The organism is uncultured Gimesia sp., assembly GCF_937919775.1.
Lineage (GTDB): Bacteria > Planctomycetota > Planctomycetia > Planctomycetales > Planctomycetaceae > Gimesia.
The window spans coordinates 1-7,927 of record NZ_CALFPF010000359.1; the positions used below are offsets into that span (position 1 = coordinate 1).

The 7,927-nt window shown below is 50.9% G+C and carries 6 protein-coding genes and 1 pseudogene; 1 reads left to right on the forward strand and 6 read right to left on the reverse strand.

The features are described from left to right. Positions 1 to 233, forward strand: a pseudogene (locus Q0294_RS09955) (hypothetical protein); the annotation flags it as partial. Here Q0294_RS09955 and Q0294_RS09960 read toward each other — a convergent pair. From Q0294_RS09960 to tilS, 6 genes are all read right to left on the reverse strand, one after another. Next, the gene (locus Q0294_RS09960) at positions 227 to 1,057 is read right to left on the reverse strand and encodes a sulfite exporter TauE/SafE family protein (protein ID WP_299464184.1); all 831 of its coding nucleotides are present in this window, start codon (positions 1,055 to 1,057) and stop codon (positions 227 to 229) included. The pseudogene Q0294_RS09955 and the gene Q0294_RS09960 sit on opposite strands and share 7 nt — an antisense overlap. A gap of 78 nt (positions 1,058 to 1,135) precedes the next feature. Continuing rightward, positions 1,136 to 2,533: an MFS transporter gene (locus Q0294_RS09965; RefSeq protein WP_299464188.1), complete on the reverse strand. Its 1,398-nt coding sequence runs from the start codon at positions 2,531 to 2,533 to the stop codon at positions 1,136 to 1,138. 18 nt (positions 2,534 to 2,551) lie between these two features. After that, complete coding sequence (locus Q0294_RS09970; RefSeq protein WP_299464191.1) at positions 2,552 to 3,502, reverse strand: hydroxyacid dehydrogenase; 951 nt, start codon at positions 3,500 to 3,502, stop codon at positions 2,552 to 2,554. Between the two features lie 41 nt (positions 3,503 to 3,543). Next, positions 3,544 to 4,773 carry a threonine synthase gene (locus Q0294_RS09975; protein WP_299464194.1) on the reverse strand — a complete coding sequence of 410 codons (1,230 nt, stop codon included), beginning with the start codon at positions 4,771 to 4,773 and terminating at the stop codon, positions 3,544 to 3,546. Between the two features lie 306 nt (positions 4,774 to 5,079). Next, on the reverse strand, positions 5,080 to 6,633 hold the full coding sequence (locus tag Q0294_RS09980; protein WP_299464197.1) for an MFS transporter: 1,554 nt from the start codon (positions 6,631 to 6,633) through the stop codon (positions 5,080 to 5,082). Positions 6,634 to 6,897: 264 nt separating this feature from the next. Continuing rightward, a partial coding sequence (gene tilS, locus Q0294_RS09985) for a tRNA lysidine(34) synthetase TilS (RefSeq protein ID WP_299464201.1) occupies positions 6,898 to 7,927 on the reverse strand: 1,030 nt, incomplete at its 5' end.

Consider the following 7,927-nt stretch of genomic DNA (forward strand, 5'->3'; position numbering starts at 1 on the left):
CCCGGGAAGAATGGTGCCAGGTTCCTTACAGCGCTGCGAACACCACAGAAATGTTACTGGCACAGATTCAGGACCGAGGGGACGTGCATCAGCTTCCTGTTTTAACCGATGTGGATACGGTTGATGATCTGAAATCAATCGGGCAGGAAATGAGTCGTGTAGAAGCGGTTTTGCCGGCACAACGGCAGGTCTTTGAATGGATTCAGCAGCGTCACTTCCAGAACCGTCAATGATGTTCCCGGTGAACTTCAGATGATTTTGAAGTGGCCAACGCTTGCTGCTGACTGGTGTCAGGCAATTCTTCAGAGCTTCCCTGAATCACCATATACAGCGAACTGATTGCCAGCAGCGACAGCAGACAGCGCTTGAACAGGACCGGATTAATCCGCGGGCCCAGCATCGTTCCCAGTTTCATACCCAGTATCACAAAAGGAACGATGATCGCTGCGGTCAACAGCACGGGTGCGGTGGTAAAGCCCATGAGGGACAGTCCGATAATTCGTGTAATGGAGATCAAGATAAAGAACCCGAAGATGAAACCTTTGTATTGATCCTGGGTCCACGGTTGGCGAATTGCATAGATCACGATCGGAGGTCCGGCGATGCTGGTGGAGCCGGCCAGAAAGCCGCTGCAAAAACCGGCAAAGGTACTCCAGACTGAAGACGCTTGCTGTGTCCCTTCGACCGTTTGGGGAGGCTTCTGGAAAAAGCCGTCGATCACGATCAGCAGAATGACCAGCCCTGTACCGCGCACCAGATAGTCGAGGTCAATCAGCGTGAAGGTCAGCAAGCCTAAAGGCAGGCCGATCAGCGATCCCAGAATGGCGCCTGCCAGCAGCTTCAGATCAGATTGTTTCCGGTAGCCCCAGAAAATCCACATCACGGGAAGCACAATACTGAAAGCGACCAGTAAATTTGCTTCACGAAAATTGAGCACTAACGGCAGCACGGCCATCGCCACGATGGCATAACCAAAGCCGATGATTCCCTGAATAAACGCAGAAATGAAAACAACAGAAAGTACAAACAACCACAACTGTGGGTCAGAAAACATCATGATCGCATACAAGTCATACTGAGAGTGTTGCGCGAGGCATCACTCTGTGAAGCGGGAGTGAACGCAGCAGGGAGGCAACTATTCCATCAGCGCGGTGCCTTTGGTTTCTCTGGCAAAGTAAGGCAGAATCGCGCCGATAATATACAGCATACTCAAGATCGTTGCCGTTTGCGCCATTGTATACCCCCAGTCTTTCTGCATCCAGCCACCAATAAACAGAATCGGAGCCGCCAGCATGCGACCGGCGTTGAAGCAGAAACCGGTTCCGGTCCCGCGCAGGCGTGTCGGGTAAAGTTCCGGGAAATAAATCGCATAACCGGCATGCATTCCCAAAGTCAGAAATCCAAATACAGGCAGGAAGCAACCAATGACAACAGCATTATCTAAAAACTGAAACAGCACCACGGAACTGATCAACCCCCCGACATGAAACAGAAAAAACGCACCCCGCCGTCCAAACCATTCACAGATCGGTCCAAATGCCAACAGCCCGAGTCCCCCGCCTGTGGTTGCCAGAAACATGCCCAGCATCTCCCATTTTTTTAAGGTCGGGCTAATCGTTTCAAAATAGGCTTTTGTATCGTCCGCAGAGTGATCAGCCTGCCCCTGAAAGTGTTCGGTAACATAGTCTGCTTTGACGGCATTCAAAAAGACATCTTTTCCATAGATATGCACGCCCCAGAATGTTGCCAGACCGATGGCTGCCAATGAGACGCCAATGTAGGTGCCCTTGGAGTATTGTGGTAAAAACAGATCCCAGATGGTTCCCATTTTCTGGCTGCTGTCCTGCTTCGCTGTTTCCTGTGCATGCTGCCAGGATTCCGGTTCCTTCATGGACCGCCGGATCCAGATAATTAAAAATGAAGGCACAACTCCCAAGGCGAATCCAATTCGCCACGGGAGACTGGGATAACCAATATTTTTGGCGTATTCCTGAATACTTTCATTTCCAATAATAAACGCCCCCGCCAGAATCGCGAGGTATGTTCCCAGAACACTGGATGCGTGAAAAATACTGCCAACCCGGGCTCGCGCTTTGGGGGGGAAGGATTCCGCAACCAGAGTACTCGCGACCGCCCATTCGCCACCGACCCCGAGTGCGACGAGAAAACGAAAACCGGCCAGCTGCCACCAGTCCTGCGAAAACGCAGACAGACAAGTGAAAAAGGAGTAGAACAGAATCGTCAGCGACATCGTTTTTTTGCGGCCGATCCGATCACTTAAGGCACCAAACCCGATGCCTCCCAGTGCGCCTCCAATCAGGAACGCCCCGAAGGCAATATTGTTATAGAGCGCCTGCTGACCCTTTGTTGTGTCCGGACTGACGAGCGAAGGCATCGCTTCATTCATGCTGGCAACGAAGATCTGCCCTTCGAAGACGTCAAAGACCCAGCCGAGGGAGGCGATCGTCAGCACGAGCCACTGGTAACGGGAAATGCCGTCGTACCATTTTTCTGCTTTGAGTTCGTTCTGCATCAAGCTGGTTCTCTCAGTTTAAGGTTCGAAAACATTGATGGCTTTTTTTCCGCTCAGTACCAGACGAACGTCTTCACAAACCGAATCAACGACGCGATCCTGCGCTTCCAAAGTAAAAGCAGCAATGTGCGGCGTTAAGATGACATTTTCCATCTGGTTCAAGGGGCTGTGTTTGGGAGGCTCCGTTTCCCTGACATCCAGCGCCGCACCGGCCAGCTTATGTTCCAGCAGCGCCTGTGTCAGCCCTTTTTCATCAATGACTTCGCCGCGGGATGTATTGATAAAAAACGCGGTCGGTTTCATTCTGCAGAAATGCTGATAGGTGAGCAGCCTTTTGGTATGGGGCGTCAGCGGACTGTGGCAAGAAATTACATCGGCCTGTGAGAGCAACTCATCCTGTGAAACGAGTTTCCCGTTCATTTGTTTAAGCTGAGGGGCATCGAAGGCGAGATAAGGGTCTGCTGCGATGATTTTCATTCCAAACGCATGGGCACGAGTGGCCGTTAATGTGCCGATGCGTCCCATGCCAATCAGGCCGAACGTTTTGCCGTATAACTCGGAGCCCGTGAATTTGACGCGGTTCCAGCCTCCGGTCAGAGTGTCCTGACGCGCTTCGGGAATTTTTCTCAACAATGCCAGCATCAGACCAATGGTCAGCTCTGCCACAGACAGGGAGTTGGCATCCGGAGTATAACAGACAATAATTCCCTTTTCGTGCGCGTAGTGTGTGTCTACATTATCGAGACCAACGCCGGCCCGTGCGATGATTTTCAGATGGGGAGCGGCGTCAATGAGTTCCCGGTTAACTTGCGTCTGGTTTCTGACGATCAATGCTTTCGCGTTTTGGATCTTCTTTTGCAGCAGATTCACATTCTGCCACAGATAGGCATCGAGTTCGACGTCAAGATCGTTCATAAGACGATTCATTGACGCTCCCTGAATATTCTCTGTCACCAGAATATCGCTCATGTTACTACATCCCGCTGTTGTATTTCATGATGGTTTCGTTTTTAGACAAACAGAGAATAGTCGACGGGCTGATTGATGTCGATGGACTGATCAGCCGGGGGGAGTTCGTATTTCAGTCCCGAGGCACAGTTAAACAGGACGGCACTTTCGTCCGGGCTGATCCGTCCTGAAGCGAGTTCCTGTTTGTAAGCAGCATACGTTGCAGCCCCTTCCGGACACATCAGGAAACCTTCCTGCTGGGCGACTTCCTTCAGTGCTGCGGTAATTTGCTCGTCATCGACGGCTGTCGCAAAGCCCTGACTTTCTCTGACAGCCCGCAAAATCAAAAAATCACCCACGGCGACCGGGACGCGGATGCCCGCTGCAACCGTGTGTGCATTTTCCCACAGAGGAGCGTGTTCCTCACCCGCTTCGTACGCTTTGACCATCGGAGCACATCCCGAAGCCTGGACGGCAACCATGCGGGGCAGTTTTCCTGTGAGCCAACCTATTTCTTTGAGTTCGTTGAACGCTTTCCACATACCGATCAGGCCTGTGCCGCCACCGGTCGGGTAAAAAATGACATCCGGTACCTGCCAGCCCATCTGGTCGGCCAGTTCCAGCCCCATCGTTTTTTTACCTTCGATGCGATAGGGTTCTTTCAGTGTGGAAAAGTCAAACCAGCCGACGGGTTCTTTTCCCTGCGCGACGATCTTGCCGCAGTCATTGATCAATCCATTGACGCGCCAGACATGGGCCCCCTGCGCTGCGATCTCGCGCACATTGATTTCAGGAGTATCCGCCGGGCAGAAGATAAACGATTTCATGCCGGCCCGGGTGCCATAAGCGGCCAGCGCAGAACCGGCATTCCCGTTTGTCGGCATGGCGACTTTAGTGATCCCCAGTTCTTTGGCCATCGAAACGGCCATACAGAGACCGCGGGCTTTGAACGAACCGGTGGGGAGACGTCCCTCATCTTTGATCCAGAGCGAACCACTGCCTCCCTGCAGTTGAGGCGCGGGAATCAAGGGAGTATGAATTTCCCCCAGGCTGACAATATTTTCGGACTTGCGAACGGGTAGAAACTCACGATAACGCCAGAGCGTGGCAGGGCGGGCGGCCAGATCCGTCTTCGAAACTGACCGGGCGAGCGCCTCTAAATCATATTTGACCAGCAGCGGTTTGCCCGCTTGAGAAAGGCCATGCAGTTGATCTGCTTCATAACGATCATGGTGCATGCCACACTCAAGATGAGTGACAAAAGTAGGAGATTCCGGAAAAGAATCGAGCATGAGCGGCAACCTGTTACCAAAAAAATATCGAAGACAATTTCGTTGTCAAATTTTGAGAAAATATAATTCTGTTATCCAGCTATCGATCAAAATGTCAACCCATTAGCGTTGCTGAATGTGGTTTTGCCTTTTTCCCGACTGATCGAATGGATCGGGTTTAAAAACGCAGCATGAAGCCTGGTCGGTTCAAAATAGATCGAGTGTCCTGTTCTTCTGTTTGCCGGGCGTCAATTTTATTCCGTCTATGTTAAAAAAACGGTCACCCGGATGATGGTGACCGTTCGAAAAGTCATCAACGATCGGCGGTTATTCAATCGGTCCTTCGATACCGCCGGTATAGTGCTCACCAACCGGCTTTTCACCATGCAGAACTTCCACTTGATATCCACCCTTGGATCGGAAATACAGGACGAGGATAAAGTAACCGAAGGCCATGACCAGAGGGACTAAAGCAGTGCACTTCAACGCCATGCGACCGCCATAGATTCCGGCTTCATCAACGGGCCCTTTGTCTTCGGGAGCGAATGGCTCGGCACCCTGCCACCACTGATTCAGGGTTGAAATATAGTCGTCCGTTTTATTCTCTTTCTTGAGTTGTTCAACGGTTTCTTCCAGGTCTTTTCCGTCGTTATTTAAGACACTTACTTTGGAGCCGTTCAAACCTTTGATGGCTGGGAAAAACAGGAAGCCATTTTTGTCTTCGGCGGAATAACGCTCGTATGCTTCCGGAGAGAGTTGTTCCAGTTTTTGTGTTGCGAAATAATCCTGGTTGTAGCCGATTCCAGGACCACCCAGCAGACCGGCAGAAAGCATGCCAATGCCGCCCATGGCACCCATGGTAATCGCGCCCCCTTTGGGGAACCGCTCACCAACCACACCCAGCATGGTCGGCCAGAGAAAGGTTTTTCCCAGACCATACACGGTGACAGCGATCCAGACCAGAGTCGCTTCTTTAAAGCTTCCAATCATGAATAATCCCAGTGCGCCGAAACAGGCACTGACACAAAGCAAACCCAGTGGGTTAATTCTTTCGACAATCGGACCGGCAAAGAAACGCAGAACGAACATGATCATTGACGCATAGATAAACAGATACAGCCCCTGACCAACTAGAATCGAATCGGTAATGCTGGCAATCCAGCTGTCGGTTCCCAGTTCCACATATCCGACGCAGGCTTGTAAAAAGAGTAAGCAGATCAGTAGCGGACTGGCAAATGTCATCAGCATCTGTCCAAAGCTGACACCAGCCGACTTGGCTTCCGAAAGCGGAAACTTCTGCTTAATCACAATGAAACCATAGATCAGAGTTGGAATCAAAAAGACCGCCATAGGATATTCCCAGCGCAGGCCGGGAACACTGGCTTTCAGGTTGGCATAGATGGCGGCGACGATCCCACCGACAATCAATCCGCCGGGCCAGCCCGCATGTAGAATATTTAAGTAGTGTGTTTTCTTTGTGGGATAGAGCGTCGCGACCAGCGGATTGATCACTGCTTCGCAGAGACCGTTGGCAACAGCGAACATAAACATTCCGACATACAGGCACCAGTAAGTCGCATCTTTACCCATCGCGTGAAAAATTGGTGTCGCTGCGAACGTAATCAAAGCAGAAAGTACATGCAGAATGAATGCCAGCAGCAGAATCGGTTTATAGCCAATATGATCGGTGATCAGGCTGGCCAGCAGGATCACAATACCGAAACCGACGAGTCCCCCTCCGGTAATCGTACCAAGGTCGAATTTGGTAAACCCATACTGGGCACCCCAGTCTGCCAGGATGCCTCCTCGGATTGCGAATCCCACGCCGGCGGCGATGAGCGTCATAAAGCTCGCAATAAACAGTGGTCTGTTGTTATTCATAGCTGCAACTTCTTTGATTGAACAGGGCGAGAAATAAAGTGCAATGTGTTTAACAAGAATCAGTAATTCGGAAGCGATAAGATCGAATGCAGATCAGGAATGGATGCTTCGAACGGCCTTGATCACACACCAATAACGCACAACAGGCTATCATCTGTATGTCATAATCAGATGAAAATTGGTCACATTTTTATCAGCAACGCCCGATTCTAACCAACCGTGATCGATATTTCCACAATACATATGCTGGAATGTGAATGTTTGTCAGATTCCAACATGCGGCTCCGGCGAATTGCTTTTCAACTTGCGTAAAATAAGCAGTCGTTCACGGCGTTCGGCTTCAATTTGATCGGGCAGACTCAGTTTCTGACCCGATCTGGATAACTCCAGCAGCCGTTGCCAGTGATCAAAGCCCATCCGCTTTCGAGACCAGCCCATCTCGTGCCAGATTTTCAGAAAACATTGCTTGATGATATAGTCTGGGACATTTTTGAAAACGTCGCAGTCTAGTCGCCAGAGTTCCTGATTTTGATCTAATGTGGCTGAGGTCAAAACGTGATCTACTTCTTCCGTGATCAGGCTACTCACTTCGTCTGCCTGCTGGGACAGACGATAGATCGCCTGGACGACATTCGGATTAAACTCCTTTTTTAATAAAGGAATTAATTGATGTCGAATGCGGTTTCGTGTGAACCTGTGGTCCGAATTAGATTCATCCACTCGAAAGTCCTGTGAGTTTTCCTGCAGATAGTGAATCACTTCTTCGCGACTGATTTCCAGCATCGGGCGGATCAAAAAAATCCCTTCCTCTAAAGCACGAATATGCGGGATGCCTCTGAGTCCGGTAATTCCCGTCCCTCTGACGATGTGGTGCAGCACTGTCTCCGCCTGATCGTCGCGCGTATGAGCAATGGCAATTTGTGCGCACTGATGTTCGCGGGCAGCGCGTGTCAAAAAATCATAGCGTGCTTTTCGGCAGAGTTCCTCCAGACCTTCCCCTGTTTCCCGCCGGGATCGCGTGAGTTCCTGTTTTTCGCAAACGAAAGGAATGGCGAATCGCTGGCATTCGGTTTTTAGCCAGGTGGCATCGGCATCGGAAACGTCTCCCCGCAGCCCGTGATTCAAGTGGGCTACGATCAACGAAGCAGGGGAGGGGAGCGGGAGTTCGGCTGACTGGTTTAATTGCTCCAGAGCCCTCATTAAGGCCATGCTGTCTGCACCGCCTGACACGGCAATCAGAATCCGATTTTCGGGAAGTGATTCAAGTGAACCAATGTTTCCGTTTCTGAGGCGT